The sequence below is a fragment of the Streptomyces sp. NPDC031100 genome, assembly GCF_055570785.1.
This window is the reverse complement of the sequence record NZ_JBVIGN010000003.1, coordinates 659,512-683,425: the sequence shown is the minus strand read 5'-3', so window position 1 is coordinate 683,425 and position 23,914 is coordinate 659,512. Positions and strand designations below refer to the sequence as shown.

Sequence of the window (23,914 nt, the reverse complement as noted above, 5' to 3'; positions counted from 1 at the left end):
GGACGACTGGGGTCAGCGGCCATGGATCTCCGTCCGCCGGGTACGGATTCCCGGGGGCATCACCAGCAGGCATCGTACGCACGCGCCACGCGCCCGGCGGCACGGGAGCAGCCACACTGGAGCAACCGGCAGGAGCAGCCGACGACGAGAGCACGGCCCGGACGGGAACAGCACACGGCACCACGGACTGCGCGGAGGCGGACATGCGGCGGACGGACCCGGAGGGCCACGGCCCCGTCCGTTACGGGCCGCCGCTGCCCGGCGACGGCCTGCCCGTCCTCCCGGACCTCTCGGCCGTCCTCGCCGCCGCCGCGAGCCGCGCCGACGCCCAGCCCGTCGGCGGGTCGCCCGCCCTGCTGGAGGCGGCCTGCGGCTACTGGACCCGGCGCGGACTGCCCTGCGTCCCCGACCGGGTGGCCGCGGGCCCCGGCGCCCCCGCGCTGCTGCTCGCCCTGACCGCCGCGGTCGCCGGAGACACCGGTGACGTGCTCGTGCCGCGCCCGTGCGCCGCCTGGTGGGCGCCCTACGCCCGCCTGCTCGGCAGACCCGTCTTCCATGTGCCCACCCCGGCCGAGAGCGGCGGCGTCCCCGACCCGTACGCCCTGCTGGAGACCGTCCGCCGGGTCCGTACCGAGGGCGGCGATCCCCGGCTGCTGGTGCTGTCCGTCGCCGACGACCCCACCGCCACCGTCGCCCCGCCCGAGCTGCTGCACGAGACCGTGGAGGCGGCGGCTGCCGAGGGTCTGCACCTGGTCAGCGACGAGACCTGGCGCGACACCGTGCACGACCCGCACGAGACCGTCCTGCTCAGCCCCGCCGAGATGGTGCCCGACGGGGTCACCGTCGTCACCGACCTGGCCGGTGCGCTGCTGCCGGCCGGCTGGCCCGCCGCCGTCGCCCGCTTCCCCGCCGGAGCGGCGGGGGAGCACCTCCACGCGCGCGTGCTCGACATCCTCACCGCACTGGGCGCCCGGATCGCCGCACCGGTCGCGGCCGCCGCCTGGTACGCGCTCGACGAACCCCCGCCCCTCACCGAGCGCCGTGAGGCCGCCGTACGCGTGCACGCGCGCGTGGCCGCCGCCGCGCACAGCGCGCTCGTCGCGGCGGGCGCGCTCGCCCGGCCGCCGCGGGCCGGCCGTCACCTGTACGCGGACCTCGGCCCGCTGCGCGAAGCGCTCGCCGAGCAGGGCGTCGGCGACGCCCAGGAACTGGAGGACTTCCTCACCGCCCGGCTCGGCATGCCCGCACCCGGCGGCCACCGCTTCGGCGACGACCTCGGGGCGCTGCGTGTACGGCTCGCCACGGGACCCCTGCTGGGCGGCACGGACGAGGAACGCGCGGAATGCCTCATGTCACCCTCGCCGTTGGAACTGCCACATGTGCAACGCGCGTTGATGTCCTTGGGGTCGGCATTCGACGATCTCCGCGACGACGCGCAGCGACGGGAGCCTCCTCGATGACGCAGCAGACGCATGAGTCCGAGTCCGCCACCGCCACCCCGACCACCCACACGACCACGCCGAGCGGCGAATCCGGCGCCCCGGCTCCCCTCGCACCGCCGTCCCCGCCGCTCGCCGAGCCCCGTCCGCTGGGCGAACACCGGGTGTGGCCGCGGACGTTCCACGACCGGCTCACCGCGCCCCTGCCCGGCCTCAAGGCCCTCGCCCGCTTCGCCCGCGAGGGCTCGGTACGCCCCGGCTCCGAGGGCCTGGCCGACATCCCCCGGCTCCCGTACGCACCCGGCCCGCTGCCCCGCGCCGACACCCGCACGCTCGCCGTCACCTGGGCGGGACACGCCAGTTGGATCGTCCGTGTCGGCGGTCTGACCGTGCTCACCGACCCCGTCTGGTCCCGCCGCATCATCGGCACCCCGGCCCGCATCACCCCCGTCGGCATCGCCTGGGACGCCCTGCCGCGCGTCGACGCGGTCGTCATCAGCCACAACCACTACGACCACCTGGACGCCCCCACCCTGCGCAGACTCCCGCGCACCACACCGGTGTTCGTGCCCGCCGGCCTGGGCAGCTGGTTCCGGCGGCGCCGCTTCACCTGCGTCACCGAGCTGGACTGGTGGGAGGGCGCCGAACTGTCCGGCGTCCGCTTCGACTTCGTGCCCGCCCACCACTGGTCCAAGCGCACCCTGACCGACACCTGCCACAGCCTCTGGGGCGGCTGGGTCCTCACGGCCCCCGACGGACAGCGCCTCTACTTCGCCGGCGACACCGGCTACGGCCACTGGTTCTCCCGCATCGGCCGCCGCTACCCCGGAATCGACCTGGCCCTCATGCCCATCGGCGCCTACGACCCCCGCTGGTGGCTCAGCGACGTCCACTGCGACCCGGAGGAGGCGGTCCGGGCGACGCTGGACGTGGGCGCCCGCAGAATGGCTCCCATGCACTGGGCCACCTTCATCCTCTCGGCGGAGCCGGTCCTGGAGCCACTCACACGGGTACGGGCGGCTTGGGAGAAGGCGGGCTTGGACCGGGAGGACCTGTGGGATCTGCCGGTCGGGGGCTCGAGATTGCTGGACCGAACTCCCGGCGCTACCGCGAAACCCGCCGCACCACACCCGGAACCGCACTGATCACCAGCGTCAACCCCACCGCAGCCACCACCCCCTCCCACGGCCGAGGAAACAAGGAACCCCCCAGAATCCCGATCACCTGATACGTCAACGCCCACGCGAGGCACGCAGGCAAGTTCCCCCGGGTGAAGCGCCGCAGGGGCCACTCAGCCACCAGACAGGCCGACATCACCGGCAGCCGCCCGGCAGGCACCAGCCGGGACAGCACCAGCACAGCCACCTCGTGCTCGGCCAACTTCGCCTGCGCCAGCGCGAGCCGCTCCTCGGGCGCCCGAGAACGAATCGCCTCCAGCCACCGCGACCCGTTCCGCGACCGCATCCCCCGCTGCCCGAGCCAGTACAGCGTCGCATCCCCCAGAAAGGCCGCCAGCGACGCCGTGACGAACACGAGCGCCAACGAGAACGGCGCCGTCTGATGAAACGCCACCACCGCGGCCGAACTCACCAGCGCCCCGGTCGGCACCACCGGCACCAGCGCCCCGATCAGCACCAGCAGGAACAGTGACGGATAGCCGACCGCCTGCTGCGTGGACTCGGGGGGCGCCGTCGACGTCGAGGCGGCGGCGAGCATCACGGCCAAGGCCGGCCCTCTCATCGTGCGGCCTCCAGCCGCACGCTCTCCCCGTGCCCGAGCTTGTGCACCGCGACCTGCGGCGCGGCCGCGGCCGCGAGGCGCACGAACTCCTCGCCCGGCGCGTGGAATTCGTGCGGGCGCACCGCGTCCATGCCGATCGGCCAGTACGTCCCGTAGTGCACCGGCACCGCGACCCGCGGCGCCAGCCGGGCGAGCGCCCGAGCCGCCCGCGCCGCGTCCAGATGCCCCGCGCCGAGGTACGGCCCCCAGCCGCCCACCGGCAGCAGGGCCACGTCCACCGGACCGACCTGCTCGGCCATACCGTCGAACAGCCCCGTGTCCCCGGCGAAGTAGGTCCGTGCCTCGCCCGCGACGACGTACCCGAGCGCGGGGGAGCGGTGCGGGCCGACCGGCAGCCGGCGCCCGTCGTGCCGCGCGGGCACCGCCCGGACCAGGAGGTCCCCGACCCGGACCGCGTCCCCCGGGGCCACCTCGGTGATCCGCAGGTGCCGCAGCCGGCGCAGTCCGGGCACCGCGCGTGGTGCGCCCCGGGGCACGAACAGGCGCGTGCCCGGGGCGAGCGCGGCCAGCGAGGGCAGGTGCAGATGGTCGGCGTGCAGGTGCGAGACGAGCGCCACGTCCGCGCGGTGGGCCTCGGCGGGAGGCACCGCGCCCCGGCGGCGGCGCAGATGCGCGAGCCTGCTGGCGAACAGGGGATCGGTGAGCACCCGTATGTTCGAATCCAGGAGCGTGCAGGTGGCGTGACCCCACCAGGTGATCTCCACCGGCACCTTCTTCGCCTCCTTCGCGCGACTCCCCCGAAGCCTACGGGCAGGAGTAGGGTCGGCGGCGAAACCCGGAGGTGAGGGGGACGCCATGGGACAACTGCGGGGTGCCTCCGGCGGGCTCGCGCCGGTGCGGGTCACCGCCATCGCGAGCCTGACGCCTCTGGAGGAGCTGGAGGCCGACCCGTTTCTGGTCGACTCCCGCAGCCAGCACGCCATGTGCGCCCGGTGGGCGGCGGAGCGCGGCTATGTGGTCGCGCGGGAACTTCTCGTCGGCGGGCTGCGTTTCGACCATTGCGCACTGTGGGACGGGGTCCGGCCGGGAGTGGACGTGTTCGTCGCACCCAGCCGGCGCGTACTGGAGCGCGCCCTGTCCTCGGTGGAGGAGTTCACCGCCGAGTGCGCGCGGCGCGGGGTGCGGGTGGAGACCGTGGGCCGCGCCGAGCCGTCGTACGACGCGCAGATGAAGGCACGGGTGCACCGCAGGCTCTCCATGCCGACGGCGGGCTACGACGGGCGCTGACGGCCCGGCGCCCGCCCGGCCGGGCCCCGACCCGTGTGACAAGGTGGAGTGAGGCCCGGTGATCGAGCGGGCCGGGACGCGAGGTGTACGGGGCGTGCGGGGCATGCGGTGGCGGCGGATCGTCAGTCAGGTCGGGCGGAGCGTCACGGTGTGGGCGGTCTCCACGCTCACCATGCTCGTGCTCGCCGGCCTCCTGCCCGACTTCCGGCTCCAGTCCGCCGACGGCGACAGCGCGACACAGATAGCCGTCACCGCCGCGCTGGGCGCCGGCGCCTTCGGTGTGCTCTCGGCCGTGGTGTGGCCGCTCCTGGTACGACTGCTGCTGCTCGTGCCCGCGTTCGTCCTCGGCCTGCTGGTCTTCTTCCTCAACGGCTCCCTGCTGCTGCTCGCCCTGCGCATCAACCCCTCCGGGCAGAGCGACGCCGCACCGGAGACCGCCGTCATCGTGGCCGCCGTGATGTCCGCCGTCGCCTCCGCCACCGGCGCCGCCCTCGCCGTGCGCGACGACGACGCCTACCGCCGCCGCCTGCTGCGCCTGGCCGACCGCCGCCGAAGACACGGTCCGCGGTGCGCGGCCACGCCCGGCCTGGTCTGCGTCCAGCTCGACGGTGTCGGCCACGACGTCCTCACGGACGCCGTCCGCAAGGGGCTCATGCCGACCGTCGGCCGCTGGCTGTCGACAGGCGACGGTGTGCAGCCGACCCACCGGCTCACCCCCTGGCGCACCGACTGGTCCAGCCAGACCGGCGCCAGCCAGCTTGGCATACTGCACGGCAGCACCTTCGACGTGCCGGCCTTCCGCTGGTACGACAAGGACCGGGGCGAGGTGATGGTGTGCAATCGCCCGACCAGCGCCGTCGAACTCCAACGCCGCGCCATGGCGCGCACGGGCGACGGCGGACTGCTCACCGTCGACGGCGCCAGCCGCGGCAACCTGTTCAGCGGCGGCGCCGGCGAACAGGCCCTCGTCCTGACCATCGCCACCCGCCGCCGCGGCCGGGACAACCGCTCCCGCGCCGGCTACTTCGCCTACTTCTCCGACCCCGCCAACGCGGTGCGCACCGCACTGTCCTTCGTCGCCGAGGTCGTCCGCGAGATCGGCCAGTCCACCCGGGCCCGGATCCGTAAGCAGCGGCCACGGGTGAGCCGCGGTGGCCTCTACCCCTTCGTGCGCGCCTTCGCCACGGTCGTCGAACGGGACGTCGTGGTCGCCGCCGTGATGGGCGATCTGCTCGCCGGCCGCACCGCCGTCTACGCCGACCTCGTCGCCTACGACGAGGTCGCCCACCACTCCGGACCGTGCAGCCGGGACGCCGAGCAGGTCCTGCAGCGCCTCGACCGGTCCCTCGCACTCATCGAGAAGGCCGCCGAACACGCCCCGCGCCCCTACCGGATCGTCGTCCTGTCCGACCACGGCCAGAGCCCCGGCGAGACCTTCCGCGCCCGCTACGGCCTCACCCTCGCCGACCTCGTCCGCGCCGGCTGCGGACTGCCGGTACCGCGACGGGCGGAACGCACCCGCAGCGGTGCCGAGGCCCGCGCGGCCGTCCGCGCCGCCCTGCACCGCCCCGTGGAGGAGGGCGAGCGGTACCACCCGGCCCGCGACTCGCAACCGATCGTGCTGGCCTCCGGCAACCTCGGCCTCGTCTCCTTCCCGGACGTCTCCCACCGCATGACCAAGGAGGAGATCGAGGCCCGTCACCCCGCCCTGCTCACCACCCTCGCCAACCACCCCGGCATCGGCTTCCTGCTCGTGCGCAGCGAGGAACACGACGGCGTGGTGCTCGGCCCCTACGGCACCGAGATCCCGCTGGCCGAGCTGGACGAGCGGCCCGGCCCGCTGGCCCGGTTCGGCCCAGGCGCCGCCGACGCCGTCCGCCGCACCCACTCCTTCCCGCACACCGCCGACATCATGGTCAACTCCTTCCACGACCCCGCCGACGGCGAAGTCCTCGCCTTCGAGGAGCAGATCGGCTCCCACGGCGGCCTCGGCGGCGCCCAGTCCCATCCCTTTCTGCTCTCCCCGCTCACCCTGTCCACGCCGGACGGGGAACTGAAGGGCGCCGAGGACGTGCACCACGTACTGCGCGGGTGGCTGAGTGAGCTGAACGGACCGCAGGTGCCGATCAGCGAGACGGCCGAGGAGGAGCGGGCCGCCTGAAAATCGGCTGCGCGCGAAGGGACGTACACCCACACTGTTCCCAGTCGCACAACCTCGAACATCCCTTAGGAGCCCCTGCTTTGCAGGCTGCCGTCACGGTCACCCCCGCCCGCCTCCCCGAGCTGCTGCTCGGCCTCGCCACCGTCCGGCCCGTCTTCGTCTGGGGCGCCCCCGGCATCGGAAAGTCCTCCCTGGTACGGGAGTTCGCCGCCTCCCTCGGCCTGGAGTGCGTGAGCCTGCTCGGCACCCAGCTCGCCCCCGAGGACCTGATCGGCGTGCCGCAGATCCGCGACGGGCGCTCCGTCTTCTGCCCGCCGGAGACCATCGCCCGCGACGAGCCGTACTGCCTGTTCCTGGACGAGCTGAACGCGGCCACCCCGGACGTGCAGAAGGCGTTCTACTCGCTCATCCTCGACCGCCGTATCGGAAACTACGAGCTGCCCAAGGGCTCCATCGTCATCGGCGCCGGCAACCGCGCCACCGACAACGCCCTCGCCCGGCCCATCGCCTCCGCCCTGGTCAACCGGCTCGCGCACGTCCACCTGGAGGCCTCCGCGAAGGACTGGCTGGCCTGGGCCGCGGGCAACGGCATCCACCCGTGGATCCTGGACCACCTCACCGACCGGCCGGACCACCTGTGGTCCAAGCCGCCGAAGACCGAGGAGCCGTTCTCCACGCCCCGCTCCTGGCACATGCTCTCCGACGCCCTGCACTCCTTCGGAGACGACCTCGACGAGCCCACCCTGAGCGTCCTCGCGCACGGCACCCTCACCCCCGCGCACGCCACCGCCTTCTGCGGCTACGTCAAGATCGTCCGCAGCCGGTTCGGCATCGAGGCGATCCTCAAGGGCGACGCCCGCTGGCCGCACCGCCCGGAGGACCGCGACCTGCTCTACTACCTGGCCGAGTCCTTCCGCGGCCGCCTGGTCAAGGAGCTGCCGGTCAGCAAGGAGCACATGTCGGCGAACGGCCGGCAGACCGCCTACCGCGCCAAGTCCCTGCTGGTACAGCTCGCCGAGATCTCCGTGGAGGTCGCGCAGAGCGTCATCGCCGCAGGCGACGACGGCAACCCCGTCCTGCCCGGCTGGTTCCTCATCGAGGCCGCCCGCGACATGCCCCGGCTGGTCGAGGCCCGGCGATGAGCCGCGCCACGAAGAACGCCGCGAAGAGCAAGAAGAAGCCGGATCCGGCCGCCGAGGACTGCGCCAAGGGCGTCCAGCTGGTGTGGGCCAACCCGGCGCTCGCCGCGATCGAGGCCGACATGTGCCGCCGCGAGGACTGCCCCGACTCACCCCGCCACGGGCTCGTCCGCATCGACTCCGGCGGCCGCGTCCACCTCCACCCCACCCGCCGCGCGGAGCCCGCCGAGTGGGCCTGGGCCATCGCCCACGGCCTGATCCACCTCGGCTTCGGGCACGTCCCCGCAGCCAAGGGCGAACGCGTACAGCCCGACCGCTACGACCTCGCCGCCCGCTGCGCCGTCGTCAACCGCTTCCTGCTCACCTTCCCCGTCGGCCGCACCCCCGACGGCCTGCCCGCGTCCTACCCCGACGGCGACGAGGAGCAGATCGCCGCCCGCTGGCGCCGCGACGAGCACATCCCTGTCCTGTACGAGCACTGCGGCACGGCCGGCACCGAACCCGACCAGCTGCTCGTGCCCTGGACCGGCTACCTGGCACAGCCCCCCGACTGGCAGCTCGCCTTCGCCCACGGCCTCACCCGCACCATGGCCACCGCCATGGACCTGGCCGGCGGCCGCCGCGACTCCATGACCGGTGGCCCCACCCGGCTGCGCCCCTGGGAACAGGCCCTGAGCTGGTTCGTCTCGTCGTACCCGCTGCTCGGCGGCATCGCGGCCGGCATCAAGCTGGTGGCCGACGCCGAACTCGCCCGCGCCCACGGCATCGCCGTCGCCGCCGTCAACGCCGAGGCCGGCGAGATCTACATCAACCCGCTGCGCACCTTCGAGGACGAGGAGTGGCGGTTCATCCTCGCCCACGAGATGCTGCACGCCGCCCTGCGCCACGGCGACCGCTGCGGCACCCGCGACCCCTACCTGTTCAACGTCGCCTGCGACTACGTCATCAACGGCTGGCTGGTCGAGATGCAGGTCGGCACCATGCCGGACGGTCTGCTCCTCGACCCGCAGCTGGCGGGTCTGTCCGCCGAGGAGGTCTACGACCGCATCGCCGGCGACCTGCGCCGCATGCGCCGCCTCGCCACCCTGCGCGGCAAGGGCCTCGGCGACGTCCTCGGCGCTCCGCTCGGCCCGCCCGGCACCTCCGTGGACCTGGACGAGTTCTACCGCCGCGGCCTGGTCCGGGGCCTGGACCTGCACCAGGGGCAGCAGCGCGGCCTCCTGCCCGGCGGGCTGGTCGAGGAGATCCGCGCGCTCAGCCACCCGCCGCTGCCCTGGGACGCCCGACTGGCCCGCTGGTTCGACGAGTTCGTGCCGAGCCCGCAGCCGGTACGGTCCTACGCCCGCCCCTCGCGCCGTCAGTCCGCCACCCCCGACATCCCGCGCGCGGGCCGCTACTTCCCACCCGAGGAGATCGCCCGCTGCACCTTCGGCGTCGTCCTCGACACCTCCGGCTCGATGGACCGCACCCTGCTCGGCAAGGCCCTCGGCGCGATCGCCTCCTACGCCGCGGCCCGGGACGTACCGGCCGCCCGCGTGGTGTTCTGCGACGCCGCCCCGCACGACGCGGGCTATGTGCCGGTCACCGAGATCGCCGGCCGGGTCCGGGTGCACGGGCGCGGCGGTACGGTCCTGCAGCCCGGCATCGACCTGCTGCACCGCGCCGACGACTTCCCGCCGGGCGCGCCGGTGCTGGTGATCACCGACGGCTGGTGCGACGTCCTGCGGGTGCGGCGCGAGCACGCCTATCTGATCCCGCAGGGTGGTCGCCTTCCGTTCACCCCGCGTGGCCCGGTCTTCAGGGTGCAGTGAGCCCGGATGTGATCGGATGGGGAACGCAGGAACCCGCACACGGGACCCACACGCGAAAGGAACCACCGTGGCCACCACGCGCACCGCACACACCGTCTGGGAAGGCGACCTGCTCCACGGCAAGGGCGACATCACCTTCGACTCCTCCGGCATCGCGGGTCAGCCGGTCACGTGGGCCTCGCGCTCCCAGGAGGCGAACGGCAAGACCAGCCCCGAGGAGCTGATCGCGGCCGCCCACTCCAGCTGCTTCTCCATGGCCCTCTCGCACGCCCTGGCCGGCGCCGGCACCCCGCCCACCCGCCTGGACACCAAGGCCGACGTCTCCTTCCAGCCCGGTGAGGGCATCACCGGCATCCACCTCACCGTCCGCGGCGAGGTGCCCGGCCTGGACGCCGACGGCTTCGCCTCGGCCGCCGAGGACGCCAAGAAGAACTGCCCGGTCAGCCAGGCCCTGACCGGCACGACCATCACCCTGACGGCCGAGCTGGCCTGACCGCCGCACCACCTCCGCGCTGCCGCGCTCCCGCGCAGGGGGTGCGGCGGTGCCGTTTCCGGGAATCCTTGCATTGACAGCGCCCTGACGACGTCTTGTGCTGGAAGGGCGCGAGGCCCCCCGGGCGGAAGGGACGGACCATGACACGTGCGGTCGGGATCGATCTCGGGACGACGAACTCGGTGGTGGCCGTCCTGGAGGGCGGCGAGCCCACCGTCGTCGCCAACGCGGAGGGCGCGCGGACCACACCCTCCGTGGTGGCCTTCGCGAAGAACGGCGAGGTGCTGGTCGGCGAGGTGGCCAAACGGCAGGCCGTGACGAACGTGGAGCGCACCGCGCGCTCGGTGAAGCGGCACATGGGCGACGCCGCCTGGCGCTTCCCCGAGCAGGGCTCCGTCGACGGCTCCCGGCTGCGCGCACAGGAGCTGTCGGCGCGGGTGCTGCAGAAGCTGAAGCGGGACGCGGAGGCCTACCTCGGCGAGGACGTCACGGACGCCGTGATCACCGTACCGGCGTACTTCGACGACGCCCAGCGGCAGGCGACCAAGGAGGCCGGGGAGATCGCCGGACTCAAGGTGCTGAGGATCATCAACGAGCCCACGGCCGCCGCCCTCGCCTACGGCCTGGACCGCGGCGAGGAGCAGACCGTCCTCGTCTTCGACCTGGGCGGCGGCACCTTCGACGTGTCGCTGCTGGAGATCGGCGACGGCGTCATCGAGGTGAAGGCCACCAACGGCGACACCCACCTCGGCGGCGACGACTGGGACCAGCGGGTCGTCGAGCACCTGGTCAAACGGTTCAAGGGGCAGTACGGCATCGACCTCGGCGCCGACAAGATGGCGGTGCAGCGGCTGCGCGAGGCCGCCGAGAAGGCCAAGATCGAACTGTCCTCCTCCTCGGAGACGACGATCAACCTGCCCTACATCACCGCCTCCGCCGAGGGCCCGCTGCACCTGGACGAGAAGCTCACGCGCGCCCAGTTCCAGGAGCTCACCACGGACCTGCTGGACCGCTGCAAGCAGCCCTTCCACCAGGCGGTCGACGACGCCGGGGTGCAGCTGTCCGCGATCGACCACGTCATCCTGGTCGGCGGCTCGACCCGGATGCCCGCCGTCACCGAACTGGTCAAGGACCTCACCGGCAAGGACCCGCACAAGGGCGTCAACCCAGACGAGGTGGTCGCGGTCGGCGCGGCCCTCCAGGCCGGCGTCCTGCGCGGCGACGTCAAGGACGTCCTGCTGCTCGACGTCACCCCGCTGTCCCTCGGCATCGAGACCAAGGGCGGCATCATGACCAAGCTGATCGAACGCAACACCACGATCCCGACCCGCCGGTCGGAGATCTTCACCACCGCCACCGACAACCAGCCCTCGGTCGGCATCCAGGTCTACCAGGGCGAACGCGAGATCGCCGCCTACAACAAGAAGCTCGGCGTCTTCGACCTGACCGGCCTGCCGCCCGCCCCGCGCGGCGTCCCGCAGATCGAGGTCGCCTTCGACATCGACGCCAACGGCATCATGCACGTCTCGGCGAAGGACCTCGCGACCGGCCGCGAGCAGAAGATGACGGTGACCGGCGGCTCGGCGCTCCCGAAGGACGACATCGACCGCATGATGCGGGAGGCCGAACAGTATGCCGAGGAGGACCGCAAGCGCCGGGAGGCCGCCGAGACCCGCAACCAGGCCGAGCAACTCGTCTACCAGACCGAGAAGTTCATCCGCGACAACGAGGACCGTGTGCCCGCCGACACCCGTACCGAGGTCGAGACGGCGGTCACGGAACTGAAGACGCTGCTGGAGCAGAACGCGGACACGGCCGCCCTGCGCACGGGAGTCGAGAAGCTCGCCACGGTCAGCCAGAAGATGGGCCAGGCGATGTACGCCCAGGCCCAGCCGTCGGCTTCGGCCTCCGGCGGTTCAGCCGGGGAACAGCGCGCTCCCGACGAAGAGGGTGTGGTGGACGCGGAGATCGTCGACGAGGACAGGGACGAGAAGGGCGGGGCGGCCTAACCGCCCAGCCGCTCCCAGCCCCGCCGCCCCGGCCGCGGGCCCAGCTGCCTCGGATCCCGGGTGCGGTAGACGACATACGGCCGGAACAGGTACTGCACCGGTGCGCCCTCCATCAGGTACGTCTTCGGCTGGAGCGTGAACAGGCTGCGCGCCCAGGGGCCGATCGTCTCCCGGTAGTGGTAGCCGTCGCCGGAGGCATGGGTGAGCTTGGCGACCATGCCCAGCACGATCGCCCCGAGCAGGACGACGTACATCACCTTGTCGTTGCCCGTGGTCGCCCGGAACACGGGGGAGCGGGTGCGTCGGCGGTACACCAGCAACAGGATCCCGACGACCGTCAGCACCCCGGCCGCCGTCCCGCCGTACAGCGAGCCAGACGAGGCCGGCGACCAGCAGGGCGAAGGCGATGTAGGGCAGCGCGCCCCACAGGAGAACGGTCATGAGCGAACCCCGGTCCGTGCCGTCGGCAGTGTGGCGCACACCGCGTCCAGGACGCCCGCATACGGGGTGCCGTAGTCCGTCAGCCGGGAACGCAAGCGCTCCAGGCCGTCGCGGTATGCGGTCAGCAGATCGGTGTTGCCGGTGCGGGCGGTGAACTCCAGGACCGCCGGCAGGAAGTCCGGCAGCTCCTCGCCGCTGAACTCCAGCCCGTGCTCCCGGTAGACCTCCTTGAAACGGACCAGGGACATGCCCCGCCGCCGGGTTTCCCCGTCCTGCCACCAGCTCAGGTACAGGCTGTGCCGGTCCTTGAAGTCGAAGACCTGCACATAGTGCGCGGCCAGCTCCTGCGGCGCGGTGACCGCCGCGTGGTCGGTGAACGTCCGCAGCTGCGGGGCGGCTTCGCGCAGCAGTGGCAGGCGGGTGAAGAAGGCGTCGTCCGGATAGGTCAGGCAGAGCGCCGCCGCCTGGTACAGCACCGCGTCCGAGGGCATTCAGGTCTCCTTGGCGTCGTCCGCCTGGTCAGCGGTCTGCCGCCTGCGCAGCAGATGGAAGTTCTCCACGGACACCAGCGGCAGCTGCCTGCGGCCGGAGTCCTGGCCGAACGGGCCGTCGCCGCCCATGCCGGGCCCGCCGTCGTGGTCGAGGCTGCAGCCGTCGGGCAGGGCCGACTCCTCCAGCCGACGGGCGTCGCCGACGGCGGCGGTCGGGATGACGTACCGCTCCTCGTACTTGGCGATCGCCAGCAGCCGGTACATCTCCTCGATCTCGTGCGGTGCCATGCCGACGGCGGCGGCGACGGCCGTGTCGGGTTCCTCGCCGAGGTTGAGTGCCCGCATGTGGGAGCGCATCGCGGCGAGCCGTTCCAGCGAGGCCCGCACCGGAGCGGTGTCGCCCGCGGTGAACAGCTCCGCCAGGTACTCCAGCGGGATGCGCAGCGTGTCGATCGCGCCGAACAGGTTCCGCGGGTCCTCCCCGTCGTGCCCGGTCTCGGCCAGGGCGTCCACCACCGGCGACAGCGGCGGGATGTACCAGACCATCGGCATCGTCCGGTACTCGGGATGCAGCGGCAACGCCACCCGAAATCTGCTGATCAGCGCGTGCACGGGGGAGCGGCGGGCGGCCTCCGTCCAGTCGTGCGGGATGCCCGCCTCCTTGCAGGCCCACTGCACCTGAGGGTCCTCGGGGTCGAGGAAGAGGCTCAACTGGGCCTCGTACAGGTCCCTCTCCTCCCGCACGGACGCGGCCGCGGTCACCCGGTCGGCGTCGTACAGGAGCACTCCCAGGTAGCGCAGCCGGCCCACGCAGGTCTCGGAGCAGACCGTCGGCAGGCCGGCCTCGAGGCGCGGAGAGCACAGGGTGCACTTCTCGGCCTTGCCGGTGGCGTGGTTGAAGTACACCTTCTTGTACGGGCATCCGGTCACGCACATCCGCCGGCCCCGGCACCGGTCCTGGTCCACCAGCACGATGCCGTCCTCGGCCCGCTTGTACATCGCCCCCGACGGGCAGGAGGCCACGCACGAGGGGTTCAGGCAGTGCTCGCAGATCCGCGGCAGATAGAACATGAAGGTCTGCTCGAACGCGACCTTCACCTTGTCCGAGGCCTGCCTGCGGGTGCGCTCGACCATCGGGTCGAGGTCTCCGCAGGCCGGGGCGCCGGCGAGGTTCCGGTAGTCGTACGTCCAGGGCTCGTAGTAGTCCTTGATCTCCGGCAGCTTCGGGTCGGAGAAGATCCCGGCGAGCTTGTGCAGCCGGCCGCCCGCCGTCAGCCTCAGGGACCCGCGCCGGTTCAGCTCCCAGCCGCCGCGCCACTTCTCCTGGTCCTGCCAGCGGCGCGGATAGCCCTGCCCTGGCCGGGTCTCGACGTTGTTGAACCAGACGTACTCCATGCCCCGCCGGTTGGTCCACGTCTGCTTGCAGGTGACCGAACAGGTGTGGCAGCCGATGCACTTGTCGAGGTTCATGACCATCGCGATCTGGGCCATGGGACGCATCAGTACTCGACCTCCTGGCTGCGGCGGCGGATCACCGTCACCTCGTCGCGCTGGTTGCCCGTCGGTTCCAGGTAGGTGAACGCCCAGGACAGCTGGGCGTAGCCGCCGATCAGATGGGACGGCTTGAGGATCAGCCGGGTGAGCGTGTTGTGGATGCCGCCGCGCAGGCCGGTCGTCTCCGTCTTCGGGACGTTCATGGTGCGCTCCTGCGCGTGGTGCAGGTAGACGGTGCCGGCCGGCATCCGGTGCGAGACGGCCGCGCGGGCCACGACCACGCCGTTGCGGTTGACCGCCTCGATCCAGTCGTTGTCCTTGACCCCGATGGCGTCCGCGTCCTCGGGGGACATCCAGATGTTCTGGCCGCCCCGGGACAGGGCGAGCAGGAACAGGTTGTCCTGGTACTGGGAGTGGATCGACCACTTGTCGTGCGGGGTGAGGTAACGGACCGTCACCTGGCGCTGCCCGTCCGGGCCGAGCTGCGGCTCGCCGAACAGCCTGTTCATGTCCAGCGGCGGCCGGTACACCGGCAGCGCCTCGCCGAGTTCGTGCATCCAGTCGTGGTCGAGGAAGAAGTGCCGGCGTCCGGTGAGCGTGTGCCACGGTTTGCCGTGTTCGGTGTTCAGCGTGAACGCTTTGGTGGTGCCGGACAGCGCCAGGATGGTGTCGGCCGCCTTCACCGCCGTGTCCAGCGAGGGGCGACCGTCGGCCGGGCCGCCGCGCACCGGCCCGTTCAACTCCCGTAGGTGCGCTATCTCTTCGTCCGGCCGCAGGGTGATCCCCTTGGCGGGCAGCCCGAGTTCCTCCACCAGCGGCCCGAGCGCGGCGAACTTGGCGCCGACGGCGGTGTAGTCGCGCTCCACGACGGTCAGGTTCGGCAGCGTCCTGCCGGGCACGGGGTCGCACTCCCCGCGCTTCCAGTCCAGGACCGTCCCGCCGGGCTGGGCGGTCTCGCCCGGGGTGTCGTGCTGGAGCGGGGTCGCCACCAGGTCCCTGCGGACGCCCAGATGCTCCACGGCCAGCTCGCTCAGCTTCTCGGCGAGTGCCTTGAAGGCGTCGAAGTCGGTGCGGGCCTGCCAGGGCGGGTCCACGGCCGGCGTGAGCGAGTGGACGTAGGGGTGCAGGCCGGTGGAGGACAGGTCGTGTTTCTCGTACCAGGTGGCCGCGGGCAGCACCACGTCCGACAACAGGGTGGAGGAGGTCTGCCGGAAGTCCAGCGTCAGCAGCAGGTCGAGCTTGCCCTCCGGTGCCTCCGCCCGCCAGGCGACATCGCGGGGCCGCTCGCCGGGCCCGGCCTCCTCGGCGCGCAGCGAGGAACGGGTGCCCAGCAGGTGCTTGGTGAAGTACTCGGCGCCCTTCGCCGACGAGCCCAGCAGGTTGGACCGCCACAGGGTGAGCACACGCGGCCAGTTCTGCGGCGCGTCCGGGTCCTCGCACGCGAACTTCAGGGTGCCTGCGCGGAGTTCGGCCACCGCACTCGCCACCGGGTCACCGAATGCCTCGCCCAGCTCCAGCGGGTTGCGGTCGAACGTCGGATACGACGGCATCCAGCCCGAGCGGGCCGACAGGGCCAGACAGTCCGCGCCCGTCATCCCCTCGAACCTGCCCTCGCCGAGCGGCGAGGCCAGCGCATCGGCGCCGAAACGGTCGTAGCGCCACTGGTCGGTGTTGAGGAACCAGTAGGCCGTGCCGATCATCTGCCGCGGCGGACGCGCCCAGTCGGAGGCGGTGGCCAGCGTCGCCCAGCCCGTCACCGGGCGGCACTTCTCCTGGCCGACGTAGTGCGCCCAGCCGCCGCCGTTGCGGCCCTGGCAGCCGGTGAGCTGCAGCAGGGCGAGGATGGCGCGGTAGATCGTCTCGGAGTGGAACCAGTGGTTGGTGCCGGCGCCCATGAGGATCATGCAGCGGCCCCGGGACCGCTCGGCGGTCCGCGCGAACTCACGGGCGATCTTCACGCACGTGGCGGCCGGGACGGAGGTGACCTCCTCCTGCCAGGCGGGCGTCGCCGGGGAGCGGGCGTCCGCGTAGGAGGCGGGCCAGCTGCCCGGCATACCGGTCCGCCACACACCGTAGTGCGCCAGCAGCAGATCGAACACGGTCGTCACCAGGGGGCCGTCCACCCCGCCCAGCCGCGTCGCCGGCACACTGCGCCGCAGCACCTCCCCGCGGCCCTGCCCGTGCTCCCCGCCCTCGGTGTCGAACCGGGGCAGCAGCACCTCGACGTTGGCCGCGCCATCGCTGCCGTGCAGGCTCAACTCCGGCTGGATCTCGCCGAGTTCAAGGTTCCACCGGCCCTGGCCGGACTCGGTCCAGCGGAAGCCCAGGGAGCCGTTCGGGACGACCGCACGCCCGGTCACCCGGTCCAGGACGACCGTCTTCCACTGAGCGCCCTCGCCCGTCTGCCCCAGGTCGGCCGCGCGCACGAACTTGTCCGGCACATACGCTCCGTCCCGTTCGCGCAGCGTCACCAGGAACGGCAGGTCCGTGAACTTCCGTACGTAGTCCGTGAAGAAGGGGGTCTCCCGGACGACGAAGAACTCCCTGAGGATCACATGCCCCATGGCCAGCGCCAGCGCGCCGTCGGTGCCGGGGTGCGGATGCAGCCACTCGTCGGCGAACTTGGCGTTGTCGGCGTAGTCGGGCGCCACCACCACGACCTTCTGGCCGCCGTAGCGGGCCTCCGCCATCCAGTGCGCGTCCGGGGTGCGCGTCACCGGCACGTTCGAGCCCCACATCATCAGATAGGCGGCGTCCCACCAGTCACCCGACTCCGGCACGTCCGTCTGGTCGCCGAAGACCTGCGGGGAGGCCACCGGAAGGTCCGCGTACCAGTCGTAGAACGACAGCATCGGCGCGCCGATCAGGGAGTGGTAACGGGCGCCCGCCGCGTGCGACACCATCGACATCGCCGGGATCGGTGAGAACCCCGCGATGCGGTCGGGGCCGTACGTCCTGATGGTGTGCACCTGGGCGGCGGCCACGATCTCCACGGCCTCGTCCCAGCTCGCCCGCACCAGACCGCCCTTGCCGCGCGCCCGCTGGTAGCGGCGCCGCCGCTCGGGGTCGCTCTGCAGGTCCGCCCAGGCCAGCACCGGGTCGCCGAGCCGCTGCTTCGCCTCCCGGTACAGCTCCAGCAGCACGCCCCGGACGTACGGGTGGCGCACCCGGGTGGGGGAGTAGGTGTACCAGGAGAACGCGGCGCCGCGCGGGCAGCCGCGCGGCTCGTACTCGGGCCGGTCCGGGCCAACCGACGGGTAGTCCGTCTCCTGGGTCTCCCAGGTGATGATCCCGTCCTTGACGTACACGTGGTCGGACGCCGCCGTCCCCGGCCGGAAGAACCGGCCAGCGCTCAGCAGCGCCGCACCGGGCTCCCTGGGCCGTTGCTGCGTGTCCGTCACGGGCGCTCCCTTGCTCACCCCCTGGTTCAGAACCTAGGGGCGGGCCGGGACACGCACCTGTTCAGACCACCCGTCCGGGTCAGGGCTTGCGCGCCACCCCCGCGTACACCGGTACGACGCCCTCCGCCTGCGCCGCCACGTCCTGTGGCTCCGGACGCCAGCCGTGCACGGGGATCACCCCCGGGCCGAGGAGTTCCAGGCCGTCGAAGAACCGCCGGAACTCGGGCAGCGTGCGCGGGTGGAACGGCGTGCCGCTGCGGCGGAACAGCTCGGCCGCCCGGGCCACGCCGTCGGGGCTGAGGTCCTGCGTGACCTGGGAGAGGATCAGGAAGCTGCCCGGGGCGAGTCGCGTGACATAGCGCTCGATCAGGCCGTACACGTCGTCGCCGTCGGCCGCGTCGTCCAGATAGTGGGTCAGCGCGACCAGCGACAACGCCACCGGACGGCCGAAGTCGAGGAACTCCGCGGCCCGGCGAAGAATCGTGTCGGGGTCACGGACATCGGCGTGGAGGTACTCCGTGCTGCCCTCGGCCGAGCCGTGCAGCAGCGCCTCGGCGTGCCGCAGCACGATCGGGTCGTTGTCCGCGTACACCACCCGGGACTCCGCGGCCGCACCCTGCGCCACCTGGTGCAGGTTGGGTTCGGTCGGGATGCCCGTGCCGATGTCCAGGAACTGGCGGATTCCCGCCTCGGCCGCCGCACGCACGGCGCGGTGCATGAACCGCCGGTTGGCACGCGCCCCGCGCACCGCCGTGCCGTCCGCGGCCAGGATCTTCCGGGCCAGCTCCTCGTCCACCGGGTAGTTGTCCTTGCCGCCCAGCCACCAGTCGTACACCCGCGCCGGGTGCGGCCTGCTGGTGTCGATCACGGTGGGTGGCGCGGCGTCCGGTCCGGTCATGCGGTGTGTGCTCCTCAGCTGGTCACGAACGGTCAGGTGCTCTGATCACCCAGGGGTCACAGGTGTGCCGGTCGCAAGGGGTTCAGAGGTTCTCGCGGAACTCCCGGAGGATCTTCAGCGTGCGCTGCGCGGAGGCGGCCAGGGCCGTCATGTGGTCCAGGACCTCCAGGTGCGCCGAGACCTCCTGGCGGGAGTCCAGATACAGGGCGCCGGTCAGGTACTCGGTGAACACCATGTCCGGCAGCTCCGGCTCGGCGAACCGGAACAGTGTGAACGGGGCGTACGTCCCCGGGTGCGGCCCGGCCGCGAACTCGGCGAGCTGCAGCGTGACCCGGTCCCGCTCGGCGTACTCCAGCAGCCGGTCCAGCTGGTCGCGCATCACCTCGGGCCGGGCGCTCACCGGACGCCGCAGCACCGTCTCGTCCATGATCACCCACAGGTGGGGCGGATCGTCCCGCTCCAGCAGCCGCTGCCGCTCCATGCGCAGCGACACATGCCGCTCGACCGACTCCGGACCGGTCTGCCCGATCGTCCCGGCCTCCATCACCTCGCGCGCGTACGCCTCCGTCTGCAGCAGGCCGGGCACGAAGTGCGGTTCGTAGGAGCGGATGATCCGGGCGGCGCCCTCCAGGCTCACATACAGGCTGAACCAGTCCGGCAGCACATCGTGGAACCGCTGCCACCAGCCCGGCTGGTTCGCCTCCTCGGCCAGCCGCACGAACGCGGCCGCCTCCTCCTCGGCCACCCCGTAGGTGGACAGCAGCACCTGCACGTAGGGGATCTTCAGCGCGACCTCGGCCATCTCCATCCGCCGTACGGTCGCCGACGCCACCCGCAGCACCCGGGCGGCCTCCTCGCGGCTGAGCCCGGCCGCCTCCCGCAGCTCCTGCAGCCGCTTGCCGAGCACCACCTGGCCCACGGTGGGCGCAGCCCGCCGCTCACTCACGCCACGCCCTCCCCTACGCGCCGAGGTACGCGGGCAGTCTGTCATGCGACCCGCATGTCGCACACGTGGTCGAGGAGAACCGTGGAATCAACCGGCCGGCGTGTGCAGGTACTTGGCGGTCGCCGGGTCCGCGGGCAGGAACGTCTCGATGGCCAGTTCGGCGACCGTGACGTCCATGGGCGTGTTGAAGGTGGAGATCGACGACACGAACGACAGGATCCGGCCGTCGTGCTCGATGCGCATCGGCAGCGCGAAGTACGGCACCGGCTCGGCCGGTTCACCGTCCGGCGCGTCCTCGGGCACCGGATAGGCGGACACCTCCTCGTACAGGGTGCGCAGCTGCTCCGAGCGGTGCAGGGCGAGCTGCCGCTCCATCTGCGCGAGCAGATGCCCCCGCCACTCGCGCAGATTGCGGATGCGGGGCGCGAGCCCCTCCGGGTGCAGGGTCAGCCGCATCGCGTTCGGCGCGGGCGTCATCAGCTTCTCGGGAACCCCGTCCAGCAGCATGGCGATACCCCGGTTCGCGGCTACGACGGTGTACCCGGCGTCGACCACCAGTGCCGGATACGGCTCGTAACCCTGGATGAGCCGCTCCATGCCGTCGCGCAGCGCGTCCAGCGCCGGGTCGTCCAGCGGGGTCTCCGGATAGTGCGGGGCATAACCGGCCGCCAGCAGCAGGGCGTTGCGCTCGCGCACCGGCACGTCCAGGTGCTCGGCCAGCCGCAGCACCATCTCCTCGCTGGGCCGGGACCGGCCGGTCTCGATGAAGCTGATGTGCCGGGCGGAGGAGTCGGCGCGCAGCGCCAGCTCCAGCTGCGAGATCCTGCGCTGCTCCCGCCAGGCGCGCAGCAGCGGGCCGATGCCCTTGTCGGTCTTGTCGGCCTTGTCGGCCTTGTCGCTCCTGCGAGTCCGGTCGGCGGGGGTGGCGGCGGATGCGGTGGGGCCGGTCGCGACAATGGTCATGCGAACGACCGTAGTCGACCATCGCGGTCGGGCAACGGAGTTATGACCGCAGTCGAGGAGCGCATGCATGAACAAGCCGTGGCAGACGTCCCTTCAGGGCGAGGCGGTCTACCGGGCCAGAGTCCGCGGCTGCCTGCTCGGCGGCGCGCTCGGTGACGCCCTCGGCTACCCCGTCGAATTCGCCTCCCTCGACCGGATCCGCGCCTCTCACGGTGAGCGCGGGTTGACGGGCTTCGCGCCCGGCGCAGCAGGCCTGATCAGCGACGACACCCAGATGACCCTGTTCACCGTCGAGGCCCTGATCCAGGCTCACGCGAGGGAACGGGCGAAGGGCATCGGCGGCGCCTGGTCGCTGATGCTGCGCCGGGCGTACGAGCGGTGGCTGGAGACCCAGACCAAGCCGGGCCCCGAGCACGCCGCACCGCACGAGAGCGGCGCTCCGGCCGTCGGTCTGGTCACCGAGGCCTGGCTGTACGCCCGCCGTGCCCCGGGCAACGCCTGCCTGTCCGGGGTCGCCCAGATGTACCACCCCGACCCCCAGCTCCCGCTCGACGGCAGGCCGGGCGAGGTCAACCCCGAATCCAAGGGCTGCGGCTCGGTCATGCGCGCGGCCCCCTTCGGCCTGGCCGCCCGGGCCGACTCGGCGTTCACCATGGCCGCCCTCGGAGCCCAGATCACCCACGGCCACCCCACCGGCTACTACGCGGCGGGCGCCCTGGCCGCGCTCGTGGCCCACCTCGTCGCCGGGGACTCCCTGGAGGGCGCGGTCCTGCGCACCCTGCGCCTGCTGGAGCGCCACCCCGGCCACGAGGAGACCACTGCCGCCCTGCGCGAGGCCCTCGACCTGGCCGCGGAAGGCTCGCCGACCGCCGAGAAGGTGGAGTCCCTGGGCGCGGGCTGGGTCGCCGAGCAGGCCCTGGCCATCGGCGTCTACTGCGCCCTCGTCGCGCCCCGCGTCAAGGACGCCCTGCTGCTGTCCGTCAACCACTCGGGTGACAGCGACTCCACCGGCTCGATCTGCGGCAACCTGCTCGGCGCCCGGCACGGCGACGTCGGCCTGCCCCACAGCTGGGTCGCGCGGGTGGAAGGCCGTGCCACCATCGCCGCACTCGCGGACGACCTCGCGGCGGAGTGCGCCCGGGGCTGAACGTGGCAGGCTGAAGAGGTATCCGGCGCTCCACGAAGGGAGACGGGCATGGCCGTCGAACCGCTGTCGCAGAAGGAGATCGAGGACCGGCTGGCCGAGTTGCCCGGCTGGTCGCTGGACGGGGACCGCCTCACCCGTACCTACCGGCTCGGCTCGCACTTCGCGGCGACGGCACTGGTCGTGCACATCGCGCGGATCCAGGACGAACTGGACCACCACTCCGACCTCACCCTTGGCTACAACACCGTCTCCCTCAGCGTGAACACACACAGCGCGGGCGGCGCAGTCACCGAGAAGGACTTCGCGCTCGCCCGTAGGGTGGAGGACATCGCCCCAGGTCACGGCACAGACTGAGGGGCGTGCTCGACTACGACAAGGAAGCCGACGCCTACGACGTGTCCCGCGGCGGCGAGCCGCGCGCCGAGGCGGCCGCAGCAGCCGTCCTCGGTCTGATCCCCGGCCGGCCGGGCCGCCTCCTCGACGTCGCCTGCGGCACCGGCATCGTCACCCGGCGCCTGGCCGCAGCCCGGCCCGGGCTGCGGGTGACGGGCGCGGACCTCGCCCCCGCCATGGCCCGCAGGGCGGCGGCCCGCCTGCCCGGCGCGGTCCTGCTGGCCGACAGCCGCCGCCTGCCCTTCCCCGACGCCACCTTCGACGCGGTCACCAGCATCTGGCTGCTGCACCTGCTGGCCGACCCCGCCGACGTCGGCACCGTCGTCGCCGAGTGCGCCCGCGTGCTGCGCCCCGGCGGGGTCTACGTCACGACCGTCGACAAGGCCGCCGCGCACGACGTCGGCAGCGACATCGACGGCGTCCTCGCCCCGCGCCCGCGCAGGCCCGCCCGGGACACCGCCGAATCCGTGGCGGCCCACGCGTCCGAGCACGGGCTGGTGCCCGGCGAAGGGGCATCCTTCCCCGGCCTCGGCCAGGGCCGCAGCCCCCGCTCCACCATCGCCGACCTGCGCCGCGGCTGGTTCACTCTGCTGCCGCCGGGCGATCCGCGCGCCGAGGACTTCGCCGAGCGACTGGCGGCCCTGCCCGACCAGGACCGCCGCCGCCCCGACCCCCGGTTCCTCCTGCGCTCGTTCAGGAAGCCGACGGCCGTCTGAACTCCATCGTCCAGTTGGTCACCCAGGTCCCCCCGCCGTCCGCCGAGAACGCCTGCTCCCACAGGGCCCCGGCGGGGGAGACCCCGGACCACACGAACCGGACGCGTACGTCCTTGCCGTCGTGCCGGTCGTCGCCGTAGAACTCGCCGCGGTCCCCGTCGAAGCGGCCGAAGACCGGCGGGAACAGCGTCCCGCTGCGGCTGGAGGCCCAGTTCAGCGACCAGATGCCGGTCTCCCGGTCGAAGAGCCGCAGGGTCGCGCCCTTGGCCCCCAGCCGGGGCAGGTCGACCTCGTCGAGGTTCGCCTCCCCGTCGAACAGCGGCCGGCAGCTGCTCGTGGACGAGAACTCCTCCCAGTCGCTGCCGGGATCGAGGAAGTCCGTGCGGCGCCGGTGGCGTACCTCCCACGCGCCGTGCAGGAAGTCGAAGTCGTGCGAGCTGCTCATCATCGGTCTCCAGTGGTTCCTTCGGGCAGGGAATCGGCCAAGTAGCCGTCCAGATCGGGCACTTCGGGTGCCAGCAGGTGCCGCACCCAGGCGTCCCGCTCATGCAGGATCGGCGGCAGCTCCCAGACGCAGCCGATCCACGGCAGGTCCGGCCGGACGAAGTGGGTCGGGTCGGTGTCGGGGCAGCCGAGCACCGGCTGGCCCGCCGCCGCGCCCCGGAAGTGCAGGACGTTGTCCCACACCCAGCTGTACGCGTTGAGATAGGCGCCGGTGTCCCCGCCCCGGTGCAGCACCACGAACGTCGCCGGCGGCGTCCCGTCGGGCTCCGGCAGCAGCTCGGGCAGGATCGCGTACGCCGCCTTCTCGACCTCGGGCGCGATGCCCGCCGGGTCGGCGGTGACGTGGTAGCGCTTGACGTGCCGCCCGGCCACCTCGATCGGCGGCGGCACGCTCAGCAGTTTCTCTCGGAAGACCATGACCGCGACGCTAGGCCCGCTTCA

22 protein-coding genes are annotated in these 23,914 nt (G+C 72.5%); 11 read left to right on the top strand and 11 right to left on the bottom strand.

From position 1 onward, the window contains the following. The first annotated feature begins 203 nt into the window (after window positions 1-203). Window positions 204-1,460: an aminotransferase class I/II-fold pyridoxal phosphate-dependent enzyme gene (locus ACZ5DS_RS10995; RefSeq protein ID WP_468235982.1), complete on the top strand. Its 1,257-nt coding sequence runs from the start codon at window positions 204-206 to the stop codon at window positions 1,458-1,460. Beyond that, window positions 1,457-2,584: an MBL fold metallo-hydrolase gene (locus ACZ5DS_RS10990; protein WP_468235980.1), complete on the top strand. Its 1,128-nt coding sequence runs from the start codon at window positions 1,457-1,459 to the stop codon at window positions 2,582-2,584. The genes ACZ5DS_RS10995 and ACZ5DS_RS10990 overlap by 4 nt, the downstream gene beginning before the upstream one ends. Here the strand turns inward: ACZ5DS_RS10990 and ACZ5DS_RS10985 are convergent. Beyond that, entirely contained in the window at window positions 2,544-3,155 is a 612-nt protein-coding gene (locus ACZ5DS_RS10985; RefSeq protein WP_468236428.1) for a DedA family protein, read from the bottom strand. The two genes, ACZ5DS_RS10990 and ACZ5DS_RS10985, sit on opposite strands and share 41 nt — an antisense overlap. A 20-nt stretch (window positions 3,156-3,175) precedes the next feature. Then, a complete protein-coding gene (locus ACZ5DS_RS10980) occupies window positions 3,176-3,949 on the bottom strand; it encodes an MBL fold metallo-hydrolase (RefSeq protein WP_468235978.1) in 774 nt (257 codons plus the stop codon). Between the two features lie 85 nt (window positions 3,950-4,034). Here ACZ5DS_RS10980 and ACZ5DS_RS10975 point away from each other — a divergent pair, with 85 nt between their 5' ends. The 6 genes from ACZ5DS_RS10975 to dnaK all read left to right on the top strand — a co-directional run bounded on the left by ACZ5DS_RS10975 (window position 4,035) and on the right by dnaK (window position 12,079). Next, on the top strand, window positions 4,035-4,466 hold the full coding sequence (locus ACZ5DS_RS10975; protein WP_468235976.1) for a hypothetical protein: 432 nt from the start codon (window positions 4,035-4,037) through the stop codon (window positions 4,464-4,466). A 103-nt stretch (window positions 4,467-4,569) separates the two neighbouring features. Beyond that, on the top strand, window positions 4,570-6,627 hold the full coding sequence (locus tag ACZ5DS_RS10970) for a phage holin family protein (RefSeq protein WP_468236426.1): 2,058 nt from the start codon (window positions 4,570-4,572) through the stop codon (window positions 6,625-6,627). Window positions 6,628-6,707: 80 nt separating this feature from the next. Further along, on the top strand, window positions 6,708-7,769 hold the full coding sequence (locus ACZ5DS_RS10965; protein WP_468235973.1) for an ATP-binding protein: 1,062 nt from the start codon (window positions 6,708-6,710) through the stop codon (window positions 7,767-7,769). Beyond that, complete coding sequence (locus ACZ5DS_RS10960) at window positions 7,766-9,577, top strand: vWA domain-containing protein (RefSeq protein WP_468235971.1); 1,812 nt, start codon at window positions 7,766-7,768, stop codon at window positions 9,575-9,577. Before ACZ5DS_RS10965 ends, ACZ5DS_RS10960 begins: the two co-directional genes overlap by 4 nt. Window positions 9,578-9,644: 67 nt before the next feature. Next, window positions 9,645-10,070: an OsmC family protein gene (locus ACZ5DS_RS10955; protein ID WP_468235969.1), complete on the top strand. Its 426-nt coding sequence runs from the start codon at window positions 9,645-9,647 to the stop codon at window positions 10,068-10,070. Window positions 10,071-10,210: 140 nt separating this feature from the next. After that, entirely contained in the window at window positions 10,211-12,079 is a 1,869-nt protein-coding gene (gene dnaK / locus ACZ5DS_RS10950; RefSeq protein WP_468235966.1) for a molecular chaperone DnaK, read from the top strand. On the opposite strand, the gene ACZ5DS_RS10945 is transcribed toward dnaK, so the two are convergent. The 7 genes from ACZ5DS_RS10945 to ACZ5DS_RS10915 all read right to left on the bottom strand — a co-directional run bounded on the left by ACZ5DS_RS10945 (window position 12,076) and on the right by ACZ5DS_RS10915 (window position 20,713). Beyond that, on the bottom strand, window positions 12,076-12,423 hold the full coding sequence (locus ACZ5DS_RS10945; RefSeq protein WP_468235964.1) for a respiratory nitrate reductase subunit gamma: 348 nt from the start codon (window positions 12,421-12,423) through the stop codon (window positions 12,076-12,078). The two genes, dnaK and ACZ5DS_RS10945, sit on opposite strands and share 4 nt — an antisense overlap. Window positions 12,424-12,516: 93 nt before the next feature. Continuing rightward, window positions 12,517-13,011 (bottom strand): nitrate reductase molybdenum cofactor assembly chaperone, encoded by a 495-nt coding sequence (gene narJ / locus ACZ5DS_RS10940; RefSeq protein ID WP_468235962.1) that lies wholly within the window; start codon window positions 13,009-13,011, stop codon window positions 12,517-12,519. Next, entirely contained in the window at window positions 13,012-14,511 is a 1,500-nt protein-coding gene (locus ACZ5DS_RS10935; protein ID WP_468235959.1) for a nitrate reductase subunit beta, read from the bottom strand. Then, complete coding sequence (locus ACZ5DS_RS10930) at window positions 14,511-17,906, bottom strand: nitrate reductase subunit alpha (protein WP_468235957.1); 3,396 nt, start codon at window positions 17,904-17,906, stop codon at window positions 14,511-14,513. The genes ACZ5DS_RS10935 and ACZ5DS_RS10930 overlap by 1 nt, the downstream gene beginning before the upstream one ends. 79 nt (window positions 17,907-17,985) lie before the next feature. Next, window positions 17,986-18,804: an SAM-dependent methyltransferase gene (locus tag ACZ5DS_RS10925; RefSeq protein ID WP_468235955.1), complete on the bottom strand. Its 819-nt coding sequence runs from the start codon at window positions 18,802-18,804 to the stop codon at window positions 17,986-17,988. A gap of 82 nt (window positions 18,805-18,886) precedes the next feature. Next, the gene (locus tag ACZ5DS_RS10920; protein ID WP_468235952.1) at window positions 18,887-19,750 is read right to left on the bottom strand and encodes a helix-turn-helix domain-containing protein; all 864 of its coding nucleotides are present in this window, start codon (window positions 19,748-19,750) and stop codon (window positions 18,887-18,889) included. Between the two features lie 87 nt (window positions 19,751-19,837). Beyond that, window positions 19,838-20,713: a helix-turn-helix domain-containing protein gene (locus ACZ5DS_RS10915; protein WP_468235950.1), complete on the bottom strand. Its 876-nt coding sequence runs from the start codon at window positions 20,711-20,713 to the stop codon at window positions 19,838-19,840. 67 nt (window positions 20,714-20,780) lie between these two features. Here ACZ5DS_RS10915 and ACZ5DS_RS10910 point away from each other — a divergent pair, with 67 nt between their 5' ends. The 3 genes from ACZ5DS_RS10910 to ACZ5DS_RS10900 are packed head-to-tail and all read left to right on the top strand — an operon-like array spanning window position 20,781 to window position 22,969. Next, a complete protein-coding gene (locus tag ACZ5DS_RS10910; protein WP_468235947.1) occupies window positions 20,781-21,860 on the top strand; it encodes an ADP-ribosylglycohydrolase family protein in 1,080 nt (359 codons plus the stop codon). Window positions 21,861-21,908: 48 nt separating this feature from the next. Then, the gene (locus tag ACZ5DS_RS10905) at window positions 21,909-22,214 is read left to right on the top strand and encodes a 4a-hydroxytetrahydrobiopterin dehydratase (protein ID WP_468235945.1); all 306 of its coding nucleotides are present in this window, start codon (window positions 21,909-21,911) and stop codon (window positions 22,212-22,214) included. A 5-nt stretch (window positions 22,215-22,219) separates the two neighbouring features. Next, the gene (locus ACZ5DS_RS10900) at window positions 22,220-22,969 is read left to right on the top strand and encodes a class I SAM-dependent methyltransferase (RefSeq protein WP_468235943.1); all 750 of its coding nucleotides are present in this window, start codon (window positions 22,220-22,222) and stop codon (window positions 22,967-22,969) included. On the opposite strand, the gene ACZ5DS_RS10895 is transcribed toward ACZ5DS_RS10900, so the two are convergent. Together ACZ5DS_RS10895 and ACZ5DS_RS10890 are read right to left on the bottom strand one after the other, a co-directional pair. Then, entirely contained in the window at window positions 22,947-23,414 is a 468-nt protein-coding gene (locus ACZ5DS_RS10895) for a hypothetical protein (protein ID WP_468235941.1), read from the bottom strand. The genes ACZ5DS_RS10900 and ACZ5DS_RS10895 overlap by 23 nt on opposite strands. Then, window positions 23,414-23,890 (bottom strand): hypothetical protein, encoded by a 477-nt coding sequence (locus ACZ5DS_RS10890; RefSeq protein WP_468235938.1) that lies wholly within the window; start codon window positions 23,888-23,890, stop codon window positions 23,414-23,416. The genes ACZ5DS_RS10895 and ACZ5DS_RS10890 overlap by 1 nt, the downstream gene beginning before the upstream one ends. Window positions 23,891-23,914: the final 24 nt, after the last annotated feature.